Raw genomic sequence first — 2,275 nt, 5'->3', positions numbered from 1 at the left:
AAGTTGCGCGCCGTGCGCATGAAGATCCTCGACCCGATCGGGATCAGGTCGTCCGGAAAATCATAGTCCGGATTGTGCAGCGCCGGATAGCGCTCGCCGGCGCCGAGGAAGAACATCGCCGACTTGGCGCTGTGGCCGAACAGGCCGAAATCCTCCGAGGCCCGCATTGGCAGGGCTTCCTCGCCGTGGACGACGCTTTCTTCATCGAGCGCGCGGCGCAGGTGCGCCACCGCGTCCGGCGCGTTGACACTGGCGACGAAGATCTCGTGATAGTCGGAGCTTAAGGCCAGGCCATGCCGGCCGGCGATTTCCGCGGCCAGCGCTTGAGCGGCGGCGCAGAGATCCGCCATGCGCTCGTCGCGCCGGGTGCGCAGCGTCGCCCAGACCTCAGCATGGGCGGGCGCGATGCCGAACACGGCTTCGCCCATCTCGGCATGGGTGACGGTCACCATTGAGAAGTCGTCGTCGGCGAAGCTGCCGCGCCCGAGCGCCGGCAGCGCCGGCATCAGCTCACTGATCGCCAGCATCGGCGAGATGCCGGTCTCGGGCATCGACGAATGCGCGGTCTTGCCCTCCAGCACGATGCGCATGCCGCGCGAGGCGCAGTTGACCACGCCGCTCTTCAGCCGCACCTCGCCGAACGGCACGCCGGGCAGATTGTGCAGCGAGAAGGCGAAATCCGGGGTGATCTCGCTGAAGCGCGGATCGGCGACGACGCCGGCCGCGCCATTACCGGTTTCTTCCGCCGGCTGGAACATCAGAACGACGCGGCCGCTAGCCGGCCGCTCACGCCCGAGCTGACGGCCGAGCGCGGCCAGGATCGCGGTGTGCCCGTCATGGCCGCACATATGCGACTTGCCCGGCACCTGCGAGGCATGCGGCACGCCGGAGAGTTCCTCGATCGGCAACGCGTCGAGTTCCGAGCGGAACAGTACGGTCGGGCCGGCTCGGCCGCTGTCGTAGACCGCCGCAACGCCGTGCCCGCCCAGTCCGGTGAGCACTCTGTCCGGCCCCGTATCGGCGAGGAAGGAAACGACTTCCGTTGCCGTTTTCTCCTCCTCATTCGAAATCTCCGGCTGCCGGTGCAGCTTGCGCCGCCACGCGGTCAGCTCGACAATATCCTGATTGGTCAGGGTCATGCTTCTTGGCCTCCGATGACGACTTGCTAGCCACAAATGGCCGTGCCCGCCACGGTCCAGGTTCCGGGCTCGGGCGGGCCAGGCCACCGGCCCTACTTCACGCGGTTGGGGCACAGCGCCTTGAACTGCTCCAGCGTATAGTCGTAGCCGGAAGCGCCGGAGCCATCGAGCACCACATTGTCATCAATCGATGTGATCAGATAGTCCGTCGTCACATCGGTGCCCTTGTTGCGGCCCTGGAACAGCATGCTGGCGCCATAGAAGGTGGTGAACTTGCCGGTCTTGCAGTTGGCGGTGATCTCGAAGTGCAGAGGCGACTTCATTTCCGCGTCGATGCAATCCTTGGAGAAATCGTGGCCATATTCGCGGCAGTAGGCGCCCGCCTTCTGCCTGTCGTGTTTAGCCAGGATGCTGGCGTGCGTGGAGCCGATGCCCGTCTTTTTCACGATGGTAAGTTCCATTTCCCACCCTGGCGCCGTAGTAAATCGTACTCGCCTGCGCTGCTGTCGCGAGGATCAAGGCGGTGAGGACAACCAAAAGATGTCGCATGGAAACTTCTCCCTTGACCGGAGAGGTTTCACGCGAGCGATCGTCGGGTCAAGCCCCTGCGGCGGTTCATCGTTTCGCGGCAACGCCGAGCCGCTTACCCTTTGTTTGACGCAATTCCGGGCGGCCGACGGTCAGCCGAACCGGCGTGCGCCGGTGGGACTGCATTTTGCCTCGCCTTGGCCCAATCGCCACCGATGCGGAAGAGGATGGCCATTATGAGGAGACCCTTTATAACGGTCGACAAGATTGCGATAACCATGAGGAGACGATGCGCTACATACGTCCGCATTCAATCGAAGATGCCGTTGGCCAATTGGCCGGGTCGGCCGGCACGGCCGCCATCCTCGCCGGAGGCAGCGACCTGCTGGTGAGGATGAAGGGCGGCTTCATCGAACCCGACCTGATCGTCGACATCAAGGCCATTGAGGGCCTGAGCGAGATCCGCGAAACCGCAGAAGGCTTCAGCATCGGAGCCGCCGTCCCCTGCGCCGTGCTGGGCGAGAGCGCTTCCTTGAAGAAGGCGTGGCCGGGCGTCGTCGAGGCGGCGAAGCTGATCGGCTCCAAGCAGGTGCAGGGACGCTGCACCA

General features: G+C 64.6%; 3 protein-coding genes. 1 reads left to right on the top strand and 2 read right to left on the bottom strand.

The features are described 5' to 3' along the window. Together EN742_RS32335 and EN742_RS32330 are read right to left on the bottom strand one after the other, a co-directional pair. Window positions 1-1,139 (bottom strand): amidohydrolase (locus tag EN742_RS32335; protein ID WP_128333745.1); only part of this gene is annotated, 1,139 nt, incomplete at its 3' end. A gap of 92 nt (window positions 1,140-1,231) precedes the next feature. Beyond that, window positions 1,232-1,600, bottom strand: coding sequence for a hypothetical protein (locus EN742_RS32330; protein ID WP_245492448.1), 369 nt, complete (start codon window positions 1,598-1,600; stop codon window positions 1,232-1,234). Window positions 1,601-1,956: 356 nt separating this feature from the next. On the opposite strand from EN742_RS32330, the gene EN742_RS32325 reads away from it, so the two are divergent. Beyond that, on the top strand, window positions 1,957-2,275 hold a 319-nt coding region (locus tag EN742_RS32325; RefSeq protein ID WP_189375698.1), incomplete at its 3' end, for an FAD binding domain-containing protein.

The organism is Mesorhizobium sp. M4A.F.Ca.ET.020.02.1.1, assembly GCF_004022645.1.
In the GTDB taxonomy this organism is placed as follows: domain Bacteria; phylum Pseudomonadota; class Alphaproteobacteria; order Rhizobiales; family Rhizobiaceae; genus Mesorhizobium.
Note: the sequence above shows the minus strand (reverse complement) of the source record. Positions and strands in the feature narration are given on the sequence as shown.

Bases quoted from the DNA above. Each gene is read 5' to 3' on its own strand.
- EN742_RS32330 (WP_245492448.1), bottom strand. From the start codon at position 1,600: ATGGAACTTACCATCGTGAAAAAGACGGGCATCGGCTCCACGCACGCC.